Origin of the sequence: Pseudoalteromonas sp. B131b, assembly GCF_037162545.1 — a bacterium.
Classification (GTDB): domain Bacteria; phylum Pseudomonadota; class Gammaproteobacteria; order Enterobacterales; family Alteromonadaceae; genus Pseudoalteromonas; species Pseudoalteromonas fuliginea.
This window is the reverse complement of the sequence record NZ_JARLUZ010000001.1, coordinates 1,669,619-1,689,363: the sequence shown is the minus strand read 5'-3', so window position 1 is coordinate 1,689,363 and position 19,745 is coordinate 1,669,619. Positions and strand designations below refer to the sequence as shown.

13 protein-coding genes and 3 pseudogenes are annotated in these 19,745 nt (G+C 40.3%); 6 read left to right on the top strand and 10 right to left on the bottom strand.

All coding sequences use genetic code 11. From position 1 onward, the window contains the following. Positions 1-13: 13 nt before the first annotated feature. Both P4S65_RS07715 and P4S65_RS07710 read left to right on the top strand, forming a co-directional pair. Positions 14-2,266: a TonB-dependent hemoglobin/transferrin/lactoferrin family receptor gene (locus tag P4S65_RS07715; RefSeq protein WP_337119892.1), complete on the top strand. Its 2,253-nt coding sequence runs from the start codon at positions 14-16 to the stop codon at positions 2,264-2,266. A gap of 168 nt (positions 2,267-2,434) precedes the next feature. Continuing rightward, entirely contained in the window at positions 2,435-3,670 is a 1,236-nt protein-coding gene (locus P4S65_RS07710) for a TMEM143 family protein (protein ID WP_337119891.1), read from the top strand. An 85-nt stretch (positions 3,671-3,755) separates the two neighbouring features. On the opposite strand, the pseudogene P4S65_RS07705 reads toward P4S65_RS07710, so the two are convergent. From P4S65_RS07705 to P4S65_RS07685, 5 genes and pseudogenes are all read right to left on the bottom strand, one after another. Continuing rightward, positions 3,756-6,901 (bottom strand): annotated as a pseudogene (locus tag P4S65_RS07705) (efflux RND transporter permease subunit). Between the two features lie 8 nt (positions 6,902-6,909). Further along, entirely contained in the window at positions 6,910-8,157 is a 1,248-nt protein-coding gene (locus P4S65_RS07700; protein ID WP_337119890.1) for an efflux RND transporter periplasmic adaptor subunit, read from the bottom strand. Continuing rightward, positions 8,154-9,407, bottom strand: a complete 1,254-nt coding sequence (locus P4S65_RS07695) for a TolC family protein (RefSeq protein WP_337119889.1) — start codon at positions 9,405-9,407, stop codon at positions 8,154-8,156. The genes P4S65_RS07700 and P4S65_RS07695 overlap by 4 nt, the downstream gene beginning before the upstream one ends. A gap of 150 nt (positions 9,408-9,557) precedes the next feature. Then, entirely contained in the window at positions 9,558-9,878 is a 321-nt protein-coding gene (locus P4S65_RS07690) for a hypothetical protein (protein WP_033028709.1), read from the bottom strand. 80 nt (positions 9,879-9,958) lie between these two features. Next, positions 9,959-10,777, bottom strand: a complete 819-nt coding sequence (locus P4S65_RS07685) for an AraC family transcriptional regulator (RefSeq protein ID WP_337120745.1) — start codon at positions 10,775-10,777, stop codon at positions 9,959-9,961. Between the two features lie 112 nt (positions 10,778-10,889). Between P4S65_RS07685 and P4S65_RS07680 the strand changes: the two genes are divergently transcribed. Then, positions 10,890-13,976, top strand: a complete 3,087-nt coding sequence (locus P4S65_RS07680) for a beta-galactosidase (RefSeq protein ID WP_096792531.1) — start codon at positions 10,890-10,892, stop codon at positions 13,974-13,976. 51 nt (positions 13,977-14,027) lie between these two features. Here the strand turns inward: P4S65_RS07680 and P4S65_RS07675 are convergent, their stop codons facing one another. Together P4S65_RS07675 and P4S65_RS07670 are read right to left on the bottom strand one after the other, a co-directional pair. Then, the gene (locus P4S65_RS07675; protein ID WP_007378229.1) at positions 14,028-14,474 is read right to left on the bottom strand and encodes a DoxX family protein; all 447 of its coding nucleotides are present in this window, start codon (positions 14,472-14,474) and stop codon (positions 14,028-14,030) included. Positions 14,475-14,692: 218 nt separating this feature from the next. Next, the gene (locus P4S65_RS07670) at positions 14,693-15,838 is read right to left on the bottom strand and encodes an iron-containing alcohol dehydrogenase (RefSeq protein WP_337119888.1); all 1,146 of its coding nucleotides are present in this window, start codon (positions 15,836-15,838) and stop codon (positions 14,693-14,695) included. Positions 15,839-16,019: 181 nt separating this feature from the next. Between P4S65_RS07670 and P4S65_RS07665 the strand changes: the two are divergent. Then, positions 16,020-16,915, top strand: a pseudogene (locus P4S65_RS07665) (AraC family transcriptional regulator). 51 nt (positions 16,916-16,966) lie between these two features. Here the strand turns inward: P4S65_RS07665 and P4S65_RS07660 are convergent. Then, positions 16,967-17,386 (bottom strand): VOC family protein, encoded by a 420-nt coding sequence (locus P4S65_RS07660; protein ID WP_007378226.1) that lies wholly within the window; start codon positions 17,384-17,386, stop codon positions 16,967-16,969. A gap of 276 nt (positions 17,387-17,662) precedes the next feature. On the opposite strand from P4S65_RS07660, the gene P4S65_RS07655 reads away from it, so the two are divergent. Both P4S65_RS07655 and P4S65_RS07650 read left to right on the top strand, forming a co-directional pair. Continuing rightward, complete coding sequence (locus P4S65_RS07655) at positions 17,663-17,968, top strand: hypothetical protein (protein ID WP_007378225.1); 306 nt, start codon at positions 17,663-17,665, stop codon at positions 17,966-17,968. Beyond that, positions 17,965-18,338, top strand: a pseudogene (locus P4S65_RS07650) (hypothetical protein). The gene P4S65_RS07655 and the pseudogene P4S65_RS07650 overlap by 4 nt, the downstream one beginning before the upstream one ends. Here the strand turns inward: P4S65_RS07650 and P4S65_RS07645 are convergent. Together P4S65_RS07645 and P4S65_RS07640 are read right to left on the bottom strand one after the other, a co-directional pair. After that, positions 18,339-19,157: a sterol desaturase family protein gene (locus P4S65_RS07645; RefSeq protein ID WP_337119887.1), complete on the bottom strand. Its 819-nt coding sequence runs from the start codon at positions 19,155-19,157 to the stop codon at positions 18,339-18,341. It lies immediately after the preceding pseudogene. Then, a complete protein-coding gene (locus tag P4S65_RS07640; RefSeq protein WP_337119886.1) occupies positions 19,154-19,600 on the bottom strand; it encodes an SRPBCC family protein in 447 nt (148 codons plus the stop codon). Before P4S65_RS07640 ends, P4S65_RS07645 begins: the two co-directional genes overlap by 4 nt. Positions 19,601-19,745: the final 145 nt, after the last annotated feature.

Here is a 19,745-nt window from a genome sequence, read left to right as displayed (position 1 = left end):
ATTAGGGATCATCATGAAATATAAAAAATCCATTTTAACCAGTGCAATAACCATTGCACTTAGTGGGCAAGCTTTCGGACAGACCATACAAACACTAGAAAAAACGGTTGTTAAATCTCAAAGCATTGAGCGTGATGCGGTAGTAGAAGTACTGAGTAGTGAAGAATTAGCACTTCGCCAAGTTGATAACTTTGAAGATTTAGTAAAATTAGTACCTGGTGTATCTGTATCAAAAGGTGATGATCGCTGGGGTGCAAGTGGCTTTAATATTAGAGGATTAGATGAAGACCGAGTTGCTATTAATGTTGATGGCGTGCCACAGGGCGAAACACTAAAGTACGAAAGCGGACAAGCTTACGGATATTTTAAAGGTTCACGTAATGGTGTCGATATTGAAGCACTAAAATCAGTTGAAATTGTTAAAGGTGCTGATGCTATTTTATCGGGTAACGGTTCGCTTGCTGGTGCCGTTAATATGACAACGAAAGATCCTGACGATTTTCTTTCTTATCAAGGCGATGACTCAGGTTTTGCCATAAAAGCAGGCTACAGTGGTGAAAATAGCGAAACAATGACCTCACTCACTGCGGCTAATAGAACTGGTGCTCTAGAATCACTCATTATTTATACCTATCGCGATGGTAATGAATTTGAAAACTATGATATGAATGGCGCTGATATAGAAGGCTCTGCCAGAGAAATTCCTGACCCTCAAGATACCAAGTTAAATAGTGTACTAGCTAAGCTTATTTATGAAATTAGTCCTGACAATGAAATTGGATTTGTTGGTACTTATTATAAAACAAAAGTAATTACTGATACGCAATCATTTAATGGGGGTTGGTATTCAAACCGAGTAGGCAACGATATAAGTAAAACAACCCGAGTTGGTGTTTTTCATAAATACGAAGGTGAAACAGCTCTTTTTGATAAAATAACCACTGCATTAAATAAACAAAGTATCGACTTTGCGGCTAATACGAGCCAACACGCTAGACTTGGTTTTGGTGGTGGAATAACTACCGATGAAGACCGTGTTGATACACGTGCTTTTAATCAAGACCTATTCCAAGTAACAGTTGATCTAGAAAAGTCATTTAAGTTTGCGCAACAAAAACATAAATTAGTTTATGGTGCTGAAATATTAAATAAAGACTATGAAAACTCACAAGTACGAAAGTCTAACAGCATTTTAAACGACAAGGGTTGGGTAGAATCAAGCAGCCAAGCTTTGATCCCAAAATCAGAAGCCGACATTTATACTTTATACGCCTTAGATACGTTTAATCTTGGAAAAACAACTCAGGCGCGTCTTGGCGCACGATATGACCACTATACATATAATGCTAAAGCAGATGAAAACTATTCAGATGAATCAGAAACATTAGGAGAAATTTCGTTCTCTATGGCAACATGGACAGCTGGCATTGAACAAGCACTCAATGATTCATTTAGTATTGAAATGGGTGTATCAACTGGCTTCAGAGCACCTACCATTGAAGATATGTACACAACAAGTGGCACTCTCGATGATTGGAATGAAGTACCCAATGCCGATCTAAAAGCGGAATACAGCACTAACTATGACGTTGCATTAGTTGGTGAGTTTTCTAAAGATAGTTTTCGTTTAGGTACTTTTTTCAGTAAGTATAAAGACTTTATTGATAGCGAAAAACGTCAAGGCATAAATACTAATACAGGTGAAACAGACCCTGATGGATTTTTTGTCAACTTTAATTCAGATACCGTTGAAATTAAAGGTATTGAGTTCTCGGCCGACCTTAACCTAAGCCGCACATTTGATTTAACACCCGGTTTAAAAACGCGTGTACAAGCGGCTTATACAAGTGGTGAAAATAGCGAAGATACGCCTATCTACTCTATTCAGCCGTTTAATTTAACGTGGGGAATAAGCTACGACCAGCCTGAAGGTAATTGGGGCGTTCACACATATGCTTCTTACACTGCAGGTAAAGAAGATAAAGACTCCTTTACAATCGATGAAAATGGCGAAAAAACATACCCTCTTTATTCTAGTAATGCAGCAACAATTATTGACCTAACTGGGTATTACAATATTACTGAGTCTTTACGCTTGGTTGCAGGCGTATACAACGTAACAGATAAAGAATATTACCGTTGGGATAGTGTCCGCTTTGTTGACCAAGGTGATATGAGACCTGGGATCGGAGTGACTGATAACGGCATTAAACGCTACAGCGAAGCAGGCCGTAATTTAGGTGTAAATGTAAGTTATAAATTTTAAAGGTACACAAAATAATTAATATTTAGGCCGAGTTATGACTATAACTCGGCTTTTTTCCTTCTAGCCAAGATAAATAGTGCTTAAACAAAAAGCACGTTAGAAATAGCAGACAAATTAACTTACAATTAAAAGTAGTGAGTATTTTAATTGTAAGTAGTTATTAAATTTATGCAAAGTGCGCGTTTTATTCCCTTTAGAAAGCAAGATATTGTTGATATGTGTAGCGAAGAGCTTAGAAGCAGTACACAAAAAACATCGTTTAAACAATTTTGCGATTTACTAGCCAGCCTTATTCATTACGATTACCACGCAACACTTGAATCACTTAAAAATAACTACGCCCCGTTTGATCCTAATAGTGACACGCGATCATTAGCGCCAGTATCGGCGGATCAAAAAGCGCAGTGCCAACGTGATTTTGCTAAAGATTTTGCCAAAGTGCTCAATGCTGCTAATTTTGAAGTGATCACCAATGAAGACTTACAAGAGGCATTAAACGAAGAATCACTATTTAAAGTGCGCCTTGAGGTTGAATTTGACGACTTTGAAGAAGTGGTATTTTATCGCCGTGGCGAGTCGCAACTCACTGAAACTATCACCAGCTTTTGGGGCTTGCGTAAAAAACCGCTGCACTTTACTAATTACGACCGTGTTGCGGTGTTTATTCGCTTTAAAGATAGCGCTTATTTTGCAGCTAAAAATAAAACGCCAATGGGATTTGAGCCAAGCTCAACCATAGTAAAGTTGTTTCAAAATGTGCCAAAGGCCGATCTCGAAATGCTATTTCCTAATAGCGAAGTACGCATGCGCCCTATTGATAAAGCAATTATTGGCTCATCGGCTTTAGTTGGCGGTGCAGTAGTGCTTATAACCAAACTTGGTGCATCAATCGTATTATTGCTTGCTCTGTTTGCTTTTTGGGGTGGTTTTAGAAGTGAAGCTGTAGAAATGACCCAACAACACTTTATTACCTTTGCTATTGGCATGGGAGTATTTGGCAGCTTTATTTTTAAAGAATGGAGTAAGTTTAAAAACCGTAAAATTAAATTTATGAAAGCGCTTAGCGATAATCTCTACTTTAAAAACCTTGATAACAACGCGGGTGTTTTTCACACTCTTATTGACGCCGCCGAAGAAGAAGACATAAAAGAAGCGCTGCTTGCGTATACCTTTTTACTAAAATCAGAAAGCGGCTTAACCGCACAAACGCTTGATGAACAAATAGAGCATTGGTTTAAAAGTAAATACCAGTGCGATCTTGATTTTGAAATTAGCGACGCACTTGAAAAGCTGGTGCGTATGCGTTTGGTAACGTGCACTAGTGATGTGTATAGCGCAATAAATTTAGATCACGCAAAAACGATACTGGATGAGCGCTGGGATAATCTTTTTCAATATAATTAATGTCGTATTTTTGCTAAATAATACCCAAATAAAAAAGCAGCTGTAAGTACAGCTGCTTTTTTATTACATTATCAGTAGCTAGTATTTAAGCTAATTCAGCTTCTGCTTTTTTAGTAAATTTAGAATGTACTAACTTATAAAGCGCAGGCAATATTAACAGTGTCAGTAAAGTTGATGAAATAATCCCGCCAACCACTACCGTTGCAAGTGGCCTTTGCACCTCAGAACCCGTTCCCGAATTAAGCGCCATAGGTATAAAGCCTAAACTTGCCACCAGCGCCGTCATCAGTACTGGGCGCAGGCGCTGTAGTGCACCGCTGTGAATTGCATCAAACAAACTTAAACCATCGCTTCGTAACTGCTTAATAAACGACAGCATAACTACGCCGTTTAATACCGCTACACCGCTTAGGGCAATAAAGCCGACACCTGCTGATATTGAAAGCGGCATATCGCGCAGCAATAACGCAAGCACACCCCCGTTAATGCCAGTGGCACACCACTAAATATAATCAATGAATCACGAAGCGATCCAAAGGCGCTATACAGTAAGCCAAATATAAGCAGTAAAGTGACCGGCACAACCAACGACAATCGCTTACTTGCCGATTGTAGCTGCTCAAACGTGCCGCCGTATTCAAGCCAATAGCCACTTGGTAAGTTAAGTGATTCATTCATGCTCGCTTGCGCATCACTTACAAAGCTTGCTAAATCGCGCCCCTCTACATTGGCAGTTACCACGACGTTGCGCTTACCACTTTCGCGGTTTATTTGATTAGGCCCTTTATCAATACTAATATTTGCTACTTCGCCAAGCGGTACAAATGCAAGGTCGGGGTTAGCACTTTTAGGCACGGCCACTGGCAAACGCGCAAGCTGTGATACATCGCTTGACCAACGTTCATCTAAACGCACTAATAACGAAAAACGTTTATCGCCCTCGTAAATTAGTCCGGTTTGCACACCACCAACAGCGGCGGCAAGTGTTTGTTGAATATCGTTTACGCTTAAACCCAATAACGCCATGTGGTCGCGCATTGGTGTTACCGAAAGTGTTGGCAATCCTTCCATTTGCTCCAAACGTACATCGGTAGCGCCTGCAATATTACACATTAGCCCTGTGGCTTTTTCGCCAAACTCTTTAAGTACGCTTAAGTCGTCACCATAAATACGCAGTGCCACATCGGCGCGCACGCCAGCAATTAACTCGTTAAAGCGCATTTCTATTGGTTGTGTAAATTCGTAATTATTACCAGGTACATCGTTAACACGGGTACGAATTTGCTGAACCAATTCTGCTTTAGTGAGTGCTGGATTAGGCCACTCTTCTTGCGGTTTAAGTATTAAAAAAGTATCGGCAACATTGGGCGGCATAGGATCGCTTGCTACATCAGCAGTACCAATTTTTGAAAATACGTTAGCAACCTCAGGCTGATCTAATATGGCTTGCTCAAGTTCTTTTTGCATTTGCACAGATTGCTCAATACCGGTGCCAGTAATGCGCAGCGCGTGCATAGCAATATCACCCTCATCAAGTTTCGGTAAAAATTCTGCGCCCATGTTTTTAACTTTAAAACCAAGTACTAATACTAATGCAGTGGCAATACCCACCATCAGCCACGGTAATTTAAGCGATATACCAAGTAATGGCTTATACACTTTTTTAACGCCGCGCATGACTGCGTTTTCGGTTTCATCAACCTTACCGCGAACAAACACTGCAATAGCAGCCGGTACAAAGGTAACGCCAAATATAAGCGCGCCAATTAACGCCACAACTACAGTAAATGCCATTGGCTGAAACATTTTGCCTTCAACGCCGCTTAGTGCAAATAAAGGTAAATAAACTAGCATAATAATAACAATGCCAAATACAGCCGGTGTAAATACTTCTTTGGTGGCTGCGGTCACTACATTTAAACGCTCGTTTAAGGTAAGTAGCCTGCCATGTTTATGCTGAGCCATACCTAATTGGCGCAGGCAGTTTTCAACTACAATTACAGCACCATCAACAATTAAACCAAAATCGATTGCGCCTAGGCTCATTAGGTTACCCGATACGCGATTACCCACCATACCTGTAACGGCAAACAACATACTCAACGGAATAACCATTGCCGTAATAAGCGCGCCCGTTACATTACCCAGCAGTAATAGCAAAATTACTATCACTAAAACGGCACCTTCAAATAAGTTGGTTTGCACGGTTGCTATGGTTTTATCAACAAGAGTTGTACGGTCGTAAACCGCTTCAACAATAACGCCAGCGGGTAAGCTTTTTTGCACATCAACTAACTTATCAGCCATAGCTTTTGCCACTACGCGGCTGTTTTCGCCAATTAGCATCATGGCGGTGCCGAGCACGGTTTCCTCGCCGTTATAAGTGGCCGCGCCAGTTCTAAGCTCTTTGCCTAAAAGCACGTTAGCCACATCTTTAATGCGTACAGGTGCATCGTCGCGCTTAGCTATAACGGTATTGGCTATGTCATCAATGGTTTTTAACTGCCCTGGTGAGCGTACTAAATATTGCCCATCAAAACGCTCAATATAGCCTGCGCCTCGGTTACTGTTATTAACCTCAAGTGCACTAATTACATCGCTAATAGTAAGCTTATAGGCAATGAGTTTTTCGGGCACTGGCGCTACTTGATATTGACGCTCAAAACCACCTTGGCTGTTTATTTCGGTTACGCCTTTTACTTTTAAAAGCTGCGGACGAATAACCCAATCTTGCAAAGTACGTAAGTCTTCGGCGTTGTAGGCAGTGCCATCTTCTTTTAACGCATTAGGCGCGGCGTGCACACTATAAGTAAATATTTCGCCTAAACCACTGGCAATAGGACCCAAGTTTGGCTCTACGTTATTAGGTAAGTCGGATCGAATACTTTGAATGCGCTCACCAATTTGCTGACGCGCCCAATAAATATCGGTGCCTTCATCAAAAATAACCGTTACTTGCGAAAGCCCATAACGCGAAAGCGAACGGGTGTAATCAAGCTTAGGTATGCCCGCCATGGCGGTTTCTACCAAATAAGTAATGCGTTGCTCTACCTCTAATGGCGTAAAACCCTGTGCTTTGGTATTAATTTGCACTTGTACGTTAGTTATATCGGGTACTGCGTCTACCGCTAAATTTTGAATGTTGTATACACCAAATCCAGCAAATAAAAATGTAAGCGCAAGCACCAGAATGCGGCGTTTAACCGCAAAAGAAACTATCCAATTAATCATGGTGCCTCCTAGTGAGCGTGGCTTGCGCCGCTTTTTAAAATATCAGCTTTAATGACATAACTATTGTCTGTTACGTATTCGCTACCCGCGTTTAAACCTGCAAGTACTTCTACCCACTCGCTATTTTTTGCGCCTAAGGTAACGGGGCGCACTTCAAATACATTATTTTTACGAACAAACACACTGGGTTGACCGTTAAACTCTTGAATGGCTTGTGGCTTTACACGCACGCTGGCATTTATTTTAGCCACACTTACATCGCTATTTATATGCATGCCTGGGCGCCAATGCCCGTCTGGGTTATTAAGCTCTATACGGGCACGCGCTATGTGCCCGCCTGTCATCATTGGGGCTATAAAAAACACTTTGCCTTGCGTATTTAAATGATGATGCAAGTCGTACACTTTAGCGCTTTGACCAATGGCGAGTTTTTCAATGTTTTCAGGAAAAGCCGATAACTCAACCCACACTTTATCAAGGTTAACTACCTGCATCAGTGCGCTGGTGCTTGCAAGCTCGCCACGCTTTAAGTATTGCTCGGTTACAACGCCGCTAATTGGGCTTTTAATGGCGTAATTTTGCAGTGTTTCGCGGTTGGTTACATTGGCAAGTACTTCGCCTTTTTTAACGTTTTGACCAATGCTTACAAAAATATCGCTGATCAATCCTGTATACGGCGCCATTACTTCTACCGTGCCGTGCTGCGTTGGTGCAATAACGCCAAAAAGCGTATCGGTAATATCCACTTTACCACTTTGCGCTATCTCAGTTTTAATACCTGCGCGCTCAATAGCTCGCTCTGTTAGCGTGGTACGGCCTTCGTGTTGGTCGTATTCATAGCTAATGCTCTCGCCTTTATAATTAGCAGTAACGGTAAGTGCAAACGAATGTGGTTCGTTAATTGATTGTGTGCTAACAAGGTAGTCGCCCTCAGCTGCAAACTGTATATTTTGCGACCCTTCAACTAAGCGCTTTAAACTCATTGTTATGTTTAAGTCGTTTATATTAATTGGCTTATTTTGTTTATAGCCGTATACGCGCAGCTCAACATTACCTGCAAATTCTTGCAATTTAAGCTCAAGGGTTAATTTAGGATCAGTTAATAAAAAGCCGCCGTGTGGACCTTGTTTTTTCTCGTGTTGCTCTGTTTCTTTATGACCTGACTCGCCATGTTCAGCAGAGGCAAATACATCAGTGCTTACAAAGCTGCAGGCAAACGAAAGTGATACTAGTAATGCGATTATATTTTTGTTCATGATTGATGAGTCTCAATTAAAGATTGGCCTGTTAAACGCTCAAGAGTAAGTAACACTTGGTACAGCTCTGCGTGAGTGGTAATAAGTGTGCGTTTAGAATCAAAAAGTGCTTGTTGAGCATCAAGTAATTGCAACACCGAAATTTGTCCGCGTTGATAACTTTTTAAGCTTTGCTCAATCAATGTTTGTGCCTGAGGAATAATTTGATCAGATAATAGCTTTGCCTGATTAGCTCGACCTTGATAATAAGCGTACAAAGTACGTACTTGCTGGCGCAGCTGGATGCGCAATTGCCCTTGCTGCTCATTTAAAAGCATGAGCTGACTATTTGCAGCTGCAATATTTCCGCTATTAGAGTTACTTAATTGCAGTGGCATAGAAAACGAAAACACTAATGAGCTGGAGTCGCTTTGTTGGTTATAGCGCACGCCTCCCCCTATATTAATATCGATTTGTCCGTTTGCTTTTTGCAGTGTTAAGTTAGCTGTTTGCTGTAAATATTGCTGCTGTAATAATGCAAATTCAGGGGCTTGGTTAACCGCATCTAAAAGTGCTTGCGCTGATTTAAGCGCAGTAATTGCATTAATATTGCCAGCAAAAGTATTGTAGGGTTGCTCCTCACTCCACAGCTCGTTAAGCGATAAACTTGCTCGCTCAAATTCACTATTAAGCATGGCTTTATCAAGCTCTACTTGGCTAAGTGCATAACGCATGCGCGTTACATCAGCTTGCGACGCAGCACCCGCATTGGCTCTTTGTTCAATCGCTTTAAGCGCCTGGGTAACTACCTGTTTACGTTCACTATTTAAACTTAATAATGTTTGAAATTTAAGCCCTTGATAGTATCGCTCAGCAGTGGTTGCCAATAACACTAAACGGGTATTTTGATACTGTATTGCTTGGGCTTTTATATTGGCGGTTGCGTAATTAATACGACTTTGGCGCTTATCGCCCAGCTCTATTAGTTGGCTAAGCCCAAGTGTTATTTCAGCGCCTTGAATGCCACGCGCCTTGTTAGTACCCAGTAAGTTTTCGGCTTCAACATTCAATACAGGATTAGGCGAAAGAGCTGCTTGAGTTTTAAGCGCACTCAATATTTTTTGATGATAAGGGTAGCGTTTTAATACCGGGTTTTGTTGTTCGGTATTACTCAGCGCTTGCTTAAGGGTTAATGTTTTAACATTCGCCAAAGTACTAAAAGCAGGTAACGCGCACATTAGCGCCACCAGTATAATTGGTTTTTTATTCATATAGCGTGTCCGTTTTTTAATAAACAGAGTTAACTTAATCACTACGCCTACTTTAAAAACAAGCGCGATCAAGTAACCTAAATATGCATATAACTAGCCTAATAGCGCATAAACGCAGGCTCTAATATACAAAGTATTTAAAGTTAGAAACTAGCTATAAAAATTTGGTGGCGGTACATCTGGCGGGTAATTTAACCCGTTATAGCACGCAGGCGAAGTTGCTTTACTTTGCTCAGGGCTTATTGAATGGCTAGAGGTGCTGTTATAGCCACAATGGCAATGTTGGTGAGCATGAATCTCGGTAGTTGATGTTTTATCGCTTTGGTTATCATCGGCTATGGAGTCGCCTTGCGATAACGAACTGGTTACGTGATCAACATCTTCTTGTAAATGATACGCAGCGCCATCACAGCTAATAAAGCTGTGTACAAGCACTAATAATATCACTATTAAAAAACGGTTTGAGCGCATTACCTACCTAAAACTCTAAAATGCAATTTAAGAAATCGCACAATACCTTAAATTTATTCAAATGTAGAGAGCCGCTAACGTTATTTTCTAAATTCGCTTGGCGACACACCTACCGACTTCTTAAAACGTTTGGAAAAATTAAAAATATTAGAGTACCCCACATAATTTGCCACATGCGATATTGGCCAAGCCGTGTTTAACAATAAGTTTTTAGCTCGCTCAATGCGTAAATAAATAAGTTGTTGTATTGGGCTTTTACCAAATTGCGCTTGGCATAACCGATGTAAATGCGGCGATGAGTAATGCACATGTTCGCACATTGCCTCTATTGTCCAATCAAACTGCAAGCGCTTGTCTACCTCTTCAAACAAACTAATTAAACGGTTATGCGCCGCACCTTGTGAGTTATTTTGCAGCGTAGCATTTAAGTAATGACTTAAAATAGGCGTTACGCTTTCGCGTAAATTAGCATTGGGCTCGCTGTATAAAAGCTCCATAGCAAGGTGTAACGGCTCAAGTTTTTGCTCGGTTAATACCAATGCTTGCGCTAAATTTAAATGCTGCCAACGTTTAGTATTTGCAAGGTTTAACCAAATAACATCCCAATGATCAGCATCAATTTTCACTTCAAAGCTTTGCTTTGCTGGTAGCACAATAAGTGTATTGGCATTAAGTGTGTACTGCTCATTTTGTGTTGTTAATTTACCCTGCCCTGCAAGCGTATAAAAAAGTGTGTGTTCTAGCGGTGCTGAGCGTGCTACGCAATAACGACCCGATAGGTTTGAGCAACCCGCAAGTGCTATTTCAAGGTTTGGCATTTGCGCGAGCGTTTGCGAATCAATAAAGCGCTCTGTGCAGTGCGGGCCAATATCGAGTATGTCTTTAATGTTATGGCGCATAATTACAATGATAGTTTTGGATAAATAAAGGAGAGCTTTAAGCATAACCCCTGCGATTATTTTTAGCTATATTTAGCACATTATAATTGCCCGCTTATGCAATAGGATAAACATGACTTCTTTACAGCACATAATTAATCGCCGCGATTGGGAAAACCCAATTTCAGTACAAGTTAATCAAGTAAAAGCGCACAGCCCACTCAATGGTTTTAAAAGCGTTGAACATGCCCGTACTAACACACAATCGCAAAAACAAAGTTTAAATGGGCAATGGGACTTTAAATTATTTGATAAACCCGAAGCGGTTGATGAATCGTTGCTAAGTGAAACACTAAACAGCGACTGGCAAAGCATTACAGTGCCTTCTAACTGGCAATTACACGGCTTTGATAAACCTATTTACTGTAATGTTAAGTACCCATTTGCAGTTAACCCGCCTTTTGTACCAAGCGACAACCCTACAGGCTGTTACCGCACTGAATTTAATATAAGCGAAAGTAAGCTAACTCAACGTAATCATATTATTTTTGAAGGCGTTAACTCGGCGTTTCACCTGTGGTGTAACGGACAATGGGTGGGTTATTCACAAGATAGCCGTTTACCGAGCGAGTTTGATTTAAGCGAACTATTAGTTGCAGGCACTAACCGTATTGCCGTTATGGTTATTCGTTGGAGCGATGGCAGTTATTTAGAAGATCAGGACATGTGGTGGCTAAGCGGTATTTTTCGCGATGTTAACTTACTTACAAAACCACAAAACAAAATACGTGATGTGTTTATAACCCCCGATTTAGACGCTTGCTATCGCGATGCAACGCTACAGATAAAAACGGCGATTAATGCGCCAAATAACTATCAAATAGCAGTGCAAGTTTTTGATGGCGAACAGGCGCTATGTGAGCCACAAATTCAAAGTACTAACAATAAACGTGTTGATGAAAAAGGTGGCTGGAGCGATGTTGTATTTCAAACAATTGATATACAAAGCCCTAAAAAATGGACCGCCGAAACCCCGTACTTATACCGCTGCGTTGTGAGTCTGCTTGATGATCAAGGCAATACTATAGACGCAGAAGCCTACAACATTGGCTTTAGAAAAGTAGAAATGCTGAACGGGCAGCTTTGCTTAAACGGCAAACCGCTACTTATTCGCGGTGTTAACCGCCACGAACACCACCCAGAAAACGGCCATACAGTTACTACCGCCGATATGATTGAAGATATTAAGCTGATGAAGCAAAATAACTTTAATGCCGTGCGTACTGCTCATTACCCTAACCACCCTCGTTTTTACGAACTATGTGACGAGCTAGGTTTATACGTAGTTGATGAAGCAAATATAGAAACCCATGGCATGTTTCCTATGGGGCGTTTAGCTAGCGATCCGCAGTGGGCTGGTGCATTTATGTCGCGTTATACACAAATGGTTGAGCGCGATAAAAACCACACCTCAATTATTATTTGGTCACTAGGAAACGAATGCGGACACGGCGCAAATCATGATGCCATGTACGGCTGGTCAAAAAGCTTTGACCCTTCGCGCCCTGTGCAATACGAAGGCGGCGGCGCAAATACAACGGCTACCGACATTATTTGCCCTATGTATGCCCGTGTAGATACACATGTTGCCGATGACGCCGTACCAAAATATTCAATAAAAAAATGGCTAAGCCTACCGGGTGAAACGCGCCCGCTTATTTTATGTGAGTACGCCCATGCAATGGGTAACAGCCTAGGTAGCTTTGACGACTACTGGCAAGCATTTAGAGAATACCCTCGCCTACAAGGCGGCTTTATTTGGGATTGGGTAGACCAAGGTTTATCTAAAACTGACGAAAACGGTGAGCATTATTGGGCTTACGGTGGCGATTTTGGTGATGAGCTAAATGACCGCCAATTTTGTATAAACGGGTTATTATTTCCAGACCGTACGCCGCACCCTAGCCTGTTTGAAGCTAAATACAGCCAACAGCATTTACAATTTACATTGCGCGAGCAAACTAAAAATCAATACACTATTGATGTATTTAGCGATTACGTATTTAGACACACAGATAACGAAAAGCTCGTTTGGCAGTTAATGCAAAATGGCATCTGTGTTGAACAAGGCGAGCAAATTATTAATATTGCTCCGCAAAGTACGCACACGTTAACAATTAAAACTAAAACAGCGTTTGAGCAAGGTGCGCAATATTACCTTAATTTAGATGTAGCACTAATTAACGACTCACACTTTGCAAATGCTAATCACGTTATGGATTCAGAGCAGTTTAAGCTTATAAATAGTAACAATTTAAGCAGTAAGTCATTTACATCAACTACAGAGCAAAACGCTATAAGTGTTAGAGAAACCGACTCTCAACTAAGTATTGAAAACGATAAATTTAAACTTATTTTTAGCAAGCAATCAGGGCTTATAGAGCAGTGGTTACAAAACGATACTCAGGTTATTAGTAGCCCACTGGTTGATAACTTTTATCGTGCCCCACTTGATAACGACATTGGTGTAAGCGAAGTAGACAACCTAGACCCTAATGCATGGGAGGCTCGTTGGTTACGTGCAGGTATAGGGCAATGGCAGCGCACATGTAGCTCAATTCACGCCGTGAAATCAAGTGTTGATGTACGTATTACTTGTGTATTTAAGTACGAGTTTAATGGCGTGCTACAGGCTCAAACACAGTGGCTATATACACTAAATAATACCGGTAAGATTAGCTTAAATATTGATGTGCACTTAAACGATACACTTCCGCCAATGCCGCGCATAGGGCTAAGTACAACGCTTAACAAACAAAGCGATACAAAAGTAAACTGGCTAGGTTTAGGGCCTTTTGAAAACTACCCAGATCGCAAAGCCGCAGCTCGTTTAGGTTATTACAGCTTGAGCTTAAATGAGCTACATACACCGTATATATTCCCAACTGATAATGGCCTGCGTAGCGATTGCCAATTACTGCGTATTAATAACTTAACTGTGACTGGCGCGTTTTTGTTTGCCGCCAGCGAGTATTCGCAAAGTATGTTAACGCAAGCGAAACACACTAACGAACTCATTGCTGATGATTGCGTACATGTACACATTGATCATCAACATATGGGGGTTGGTGGCGATGATTCATGGAGCCCAAGTACCCATAAAGAATATTTACTCGAACAAAAACAGTACAGCTATTCTTTAACATTATCTGCTAAATAATTTAAACAAAAATAGCGGCCAAATTGGCCGCTATTTTTTAATTTAAAAACTCTATTTATTAGCTAGTTTTTTAACTAATACGTTATCAAGCGAAAAACTTCCCGCTCCCTGAATTGCTAAAACCACAGTTACAACAAGTAACGTTAATGCATATTCATAACCATTGTTTGCCATAAATAAGCCATTACTAATATGTACGCTAAAAATAGCAATCAGCATAGTAAAGCCAGAAACTACAGCAGCAGGGCGCGTTAACAAACCAATTGCTAATGCAATGCCACCAAAAAACTCAGCGCTACCAGCCATCATTGCTAACCAATAGCCAGGCTCTAAACCAATACTCGCCATCCACTGCCCAGTGCCTTCAAGCCCGTAACCGCCAAACCAAGCAAATAGCTTTTGTGCTCCATGCGCCGCTAAAATAAGGCCAACTGGCACTCGTAAAATTAATGCTGCTACGCCTGCTTTTGAGCTAAGTAATGTGTTTAGTAATTTCATGAGTTTTAGTCCTGTTTTAATTTATTTAATCGTTAGGTTTTTCCTAACCGTTGAACACAGTTTACTATCATCATTAAAAAACATTAACATGGAATTTATTGGTTAATTAGCAACGCATTATTTATAATAATCCATAAAAAAAACCGCCAACCTAAAGGTTGACGGTTTTTTATTAACGTATTACTTAGTATATTTAAGTAAGCGCTTGGCTTTGAAAATTAAACGACTGCTTGCTCTAAAATTTCGCGGCTTTCTTTAAGCGTAATAGCTTGGTTTTCACCAAGTGCTAACATGCCGTGCGCTTCAAGTTTGCCAATAATATTGTCAATAGCTGCAGCTTTATCATCGCCATGCTCAGTAAGCTGGGTCGCTACGTCAAGGCTGTGGTAAAACGCTTCAATCGCTAGAATTGTTTTCTCAGCCAGGTCGTCAGATTGATCAAGACCAAACACATTTTTACCCATTTGCTCAAGCTTTGCTTTTTTAACTGCAAATTGGTTGCGCAGTAAAGAAGGCTGAACAATAGCAAGTGAACGTGCATGATCAACGCCGTAAGCGGCTGTAAGCTCGTGACCAATCATGTGCGTAGCCCAATCTTGCGATACACCAGAACCAATTAAACCATTAAGTGCTTGGTTAGCAGACCACATAAGGTTTGCGCGCCATGCGTCGTCTTGGTTTTCAAAGTTATCGCCCAGTGTTTTAAGCGTTTTTAATAGTGCTTCTGCGTAGCCATCTTGTACAAGTGCGCCTGCTGGGAATGTTAAGTATTGCTCACAGGTATGTACCCACGCGTCTACTAAACCATTTACAAGTTGACGCTGTGGTAATGTTTTCATTACATCAGGGTCCATAATTGCAAACTTAGGTTGTACCGCAGGAGACATAAACGGAAGTTTTTGTTTAGTCGCAGCTTTGCTCACAACAGAACCTTGATTAGACTCAGAACCTGTAGCAGGAAGAGTAAGTACTGCCCCAATAGGTAATGCGCTAGTTACTTTATGTTTACCAGTAGGAATATCCCAACCTTCGCCATCATAAACTGCAGATGCTGCGATGTATTTAACGCCGTCGATTACTGAGCCGCCGCCTACACCTAGTACAAAGTCGATACCTTGTTCTTTACAAATTTTTACTGCCTGGTCTAGTACTTCAATTGTTGGGTTAGCGCCAACGCCCGAAAACTCTACCCAATCAAAGCCTTCAAGTGCTGCAGCAACTTGGTCGTACACGCCGTTCTTTTTAATTGAACCGCCGCCGTACACTACAAGTACTTTTTGATCCTTTGCGATCAAATCAGTTAGTGAGGCAATTTGTTCTTGGCCGAACTGGATAAGTGTTGGATTTACGTAGCTAAATTTCATTATTTTGCTCCTAGGTGACGGTTAATTGCTGAGTACTTTACTTAGTTACCTAATAAAGTATCGATATGTGCATATTAATGGCAAAACAAACATAAAAAAAGCCCAATAACTCGCAAAAGCTTGCCTAAAACTATCAACGTTGTTATTTTACGCAGAATACACTCAATTAAAGATGCCTTTTATGCCCACCATAGCCAATATGTTGCAACAATACGCCGAGCATAATCAATTACTCAGCTTTGAAGGCACCATGGAAACTATTATTCCAGGCGTGTATTTTCATCGAGCAACTAAAAGCTCGCCGCGTCAGCCGCTTATATATAACTCAGGTATTATTATTGTTGGGCAAGGCCATAAAATAATTCACTTTCCTGAACATCAAATAAAATACGGCGCAGGCGACTACTTAGTCCTTGGCGTACCGGTGCCATTAGAATGTGAAGCATTTACCGATAACGACTTACCCGTTATGGGCATTGCCATAGATATAAACCCTGCAATGCTACACAAACTCGTTAATCAAATAATGCAGCATAAGCCTCTTTCAGCGTCATCGTCGTCAGCACAAATTGGCGCAGTGCAGTCGGCAACTCTAGATACAGCAATGGAGCTCATTACCCATCGGCTATTGACTGTTTTAAATAATCCACTTGAGGCAGAGATATTTGGCGAAGATATAGTAAAAGAATTGGTATATCACGTACTTTGCGGCCCTCAAGGCAACACTTTAATAGGCCTTGCGATGCATGATGGGCATTATGCTCGCATAGCACGTACGCTCTCCACTATGCACAGTAGTTATGCAAACCAAATAACTGTTGAAGGTTTGGCGGAAGATGTAAACATGAGTGTATCGTCGTTTCATCGCGCCTTTAAGCAAATTACCTTTGAATCCCCTCTACAGTACTTAAAAAAGTACGCTTGGCTAAAGCAAAAGAACTCATTACTGCCAGCGGCAGTAAAGCCAATGAAGCCGCATTAAGAGTAGGTTATACCAGTCCATCGCAGTTTAGCCGTGAGTTTAAACGCCACTTTAATAAAACACCTAGCGAAGTATTAACTCAGCTACATAGCTAGCCCACAAAAAAGCCACTATAAAAAGTGGCTTTAAATAGCACGAGTGAAAAACTATACTTTTTTAAATAAAACCTCTGGGTTAACCATGGTTTTCATTTCAAGTACATTGCCATTTGGATCTTCAATAAAAAATGTTTCTTGCTCAAACTCATCACCAATAAAGCGACGGTAAGGTTTATCAAGATACTCTATACCCGCACTTTGTATTCGTACTTTTAACGCGTTAAAGTCGGTTTCTGATAAATGAATACCAAAATGCGGTACAGCTACAGCGCCCATATCTACGTCGTGGCGCACTGTAGGAAGACGCTCAACACTTTGATGCAATGTTAACTCGTTACCCCAAAAGTCGATATCAACCCAGCGACCCTCTTCACTATTACCGGTTTTACAACCAAGTACGTCACAATAAAATGCTTTAGTGACTTTTAAATCGCCAGCTGGAATAGCTAAATGCAAACAGTTAGACATAAATTACCCTTGGTTAACTCTTTTAATATACTAAATTACCCGCATTATACATAAATCTTAATTTATAGAACATTAACAACCATATAATTAAGCATATTTAATACTTTTAAAATGATTAATAAACAACCTTATTAAAGTTAGTGAATACTTATGCAATTATATTTTCAGGCAGTGCTTTAAAAGCAAAAAGGGTTACTTTAAAATGCGTGGACTATGATTAAATTCTTATCTTTAAAATTCATCACTTTTTTTATGGGTTTTATATCCTGCTTTGTGATGCATACAACATTTAATGTTCCATTAGTGATTTCGGCCGCATTAACTGGGCTCATTGGCTCGTTTATACCGTTTCCTAAAAACGTTAAAAATCACCCTTATGCTGCTATTTATGCCGGTAGTTTTGCTGGCATGTGCTCGACTAATTTAATTACTAGTTATTGGGAGATTGTAATTATCTCGCTTATAGGTGCTAGTTTGTATGTGCTTACTATGAACTTATTTACTGGTTTTGGCGGCAAGTTAGGTGGTGTTGCTTTTGCAAGTGTTGCAATATTTGTATTAGCTAAAGGGATTGTATTATGAGCCTTGAATATCCGTTAATTGCGCTGCTAGGGGCATTTTTAACGTTTTTTTAGCAAAACATAATCGCTTTGATGCCATAAGAGCATCAGCTGCGCTTTCAATTGTTGCCTATCTACTTCTTAGCGTGCTTAACTTAAACCCTGAGCTTTACAGCATTGTGTTTTTTGGCGGCACATTTATAGGCATGAGCGCCCCACATCGCTTTGGTATATATACTATAACTAACTCAGCCATTATTTTTTCAATACTCTTTGAGTATTTAGTTCCAAGGCTCGATGGCTATGGCGGCGCACTTGGCATTAGCGCGTTTTTGTCTGTATGTATTTGCCATACTTTTATTTTACTAGGCGCACCAAGAAGTAAAAAATAGTTAGGGTTTACGAGAGCATGTGGGGTAACCAAATAAAACGTTTAGCTTTGCTTTAATACCTTTTACTCTATAGATGCTTTTTATCAAATAGTCCCATTGGTGAAATGTTATTTTAAATGGGTTGTTAGTCTTTAACTGTCCTACGATGCCATATTTACAGGTTTTATTTGGGTCTTCCTCAACAAAGGTGCCAAATAATTTATCCCAAATAATTAATACACCCGCAAAATTTTTATCCAGGTAGCCTGCATTAATTGCATGATGCACTCTGTGATGAGAAGGTGTATTAAACACCTTTTCAAACCAACCAAGCTTATTCACTATTTGTGTATGCACAAAAAACTGATACGCCAAGTTGAGCGCCACAACAGTTAGGACTATCATTGGGTCAAACCCGATCAACATCATAGGTAACCAAAATATCCACATGCCCACCAAGGGATACATTAAGCTTTGCCTAAACGCGGTAGTAAAATTCATTTTAGTAGAACTATGGTGTACGACATGCGCCGCCCATAACCAATGAATATGATGTGATGCTTTATGAAACCAATAGTACAAAAAGTCTTGCAGTAAAAAAGCACATAAAATAGAAAATACAGAAAGCTCTATATCAAACAAGCGGTATCCGTAAAGCCAATAAAAAAACGGCATGAGTATAATTAATGAAAGCGCATCTGCTCCTTGATGCATTAAAGCCAAAACCGTATTAGCTAGGCTATCTTTTATACTGTAATAACGCCTAAACGCTATAAATTCAAATACTACAAAGGTTAAAAATACAGGGCTTAAGGCAAGTAAAATAATTTCAACACTCATGTTGTGCACTCCTTAAAATAGCGCTCTAATTTTGTAAGTGCGTTTTTAATATCTTTTTTAATGAAAAATTTAAGTATAAAACTGGGCATCCACCAAGGTGAAATACACTGTATAGAATAAGTAAGCTCAGTAGAGATCAATGCCTGCTTTTCGATAACAGTTAAATAAATATCACCTTGATGAGCAGCCACAGGCTTATTGCCCACAATTTGATAGCAAATGTGATTACCGCTAGCACTTATAACTTGCTCAGTAAAAGTATACCCTGATGTTCTAACTTGCCTCACGGCTCCTTTTCCGCCGCTTATCTGCCCGCAATTTTGCGGTTTCAATAATAAAAATCGAGCGTTAAAAAACCTATTTAAACGTTCATGATCAAGCAACACATTAATTATTTCAGTGGGAGGAGCCGCAAGGTTTTGTTTTAAATTTATTAATATCACTGCTATAACCTTAAAAATTATTCACCTAGGGCCCGTTTATCTTTCTAAGTTAAATTTGCAGCCGTATGCTTGGTTTTTAGGCAAGGCTGCGCCCATGTTGTGTGGTTACTTCCCATAAATAGACGATAACGCAGTATAAATACCA

Excerpts from the sequence above, each read along its gene's own strand:
- P4S65_RS07695 (WP_337119889.1), bottom strand. The coding sequence starts at position 9,407 with ATGAATAAAAAACCAATTATACTGGTGGCGCTAATGTGCGCGTTACCT.
- P4S65_RS07675 (WP_007378229.1), bottom strand. The coding sequence starts at position 14,474 with ATGAAATTACTAAACACATTACTTAGCTCAAAAGCAGGCGTAGCAGCA.
- P4S65_RS07690 (WP_033028709.1), bottom strand. The coding sequence starts at position 9,878 with ATGCGCTCAAACCGTTTTTTAATAGTGATATTATTAGTGCTTGTACAC.
- P4S65_RS07670 (WP_337119888.1), bottom strand. The coding sequence starts at position 15,838 with ATGAAATTTAGCTACGTAAATCCAACACTTATCCAGTTCGGCCAAGAA.
- P4S65_RS07685 (WP_337120745.1), bottom strand. The coding sequence starts at position 10,777 with ATGCGCCATAACATTAAAGACATACTCGATATTGGCCCGCACTGCACA.
- P4S65_RS07680 (WP_096792531.1), top strand. The coding sequence starts at position 10,890 with ATGACTTCTTTACAGCACATAATTAATCGCCGCGATTGGGAAAACCCA.
- P4S65_RS07710 (WP_337119891.1), top strand. The coding sequence starts at position 2,435 with ATGCAAAGTGCGCGTTTTATTCCCTTTAGAAAGCAAGATATTGTTGAT.
- P4S65_RS07660 (WP_007378226.1), bottom strand. The coding sequence starts at position 17,386 with ATGTCTAACTGTTTGCATTTAGCTATTCCAGCTGGCGATTTAAAAGTC.
- P4S65_RS07715 (WP_337119892.1), top strand. The coding sequence starts at position 14 with ATGAAATATAAAAAATCCATTTTAACCAGTGCAATAACCATTGCACTT.
- P4S65_RS07700 (WP_337119890.1), bottom strand. The coding sequence starts at position 8,157 with ATGAACAAAAATATAATCGCATTACTAGTATCACTTTCGTTTGCCTGC.
- P4S65_RS07655 (WP_007378225.1), top strand. The coding sequence starts at position 17,663 with ATGCATACAACATTTAATGTTCCATTAGTGATTTCGGCCGCATTAACT.
- P4S65_RS07645 (WP_337119887.1), bottom strand. The coding sequence starts at position 19,157 with ATGAGTGTTGAAATTATTTTACTTGCCTTAAGCCCTGTATTTTTAACC.